Origin of the sequence: Methylobacterium platani (genome assembly GCF_001653715.1) — a bacterium.
Taxonomy (GTDB): domain Bacteria; phylum Pseudomonadota; class Alphaproteobacteria; order Rhizobiales; family Beijerinckiaceae; genus Methylobacterium; species Methylobacterium platani.
On the sequence record NZ_LWHQ01000085.1, the window covers coordinates 1736 to 1969 of the forward strand.

Below are 234 nucleotides of genomic sequence, written 5' to 3' on the forward strand. Positions count from 1 at the left end.
ACCGGCGCCGCCGTCTCCAGCCCGAGGGCGCGCCCGATCGTGTCCAGGAGGGTCCCGAAGGCCGCTCCGCCCGCCTCGCCCGTCATCGCCGGCTCCTCGTCGAATGCCGTGACAGGAGCGCGCCCGGCGGGCCAGATCGTCAATCTTGATTCGTCGAATCAACGTTCGTCGGAACAACCCGGGCCGATGCCGTGACCGCCTTCCTCACCGCCGCCGAGGCGGCCGCCCGCCTCG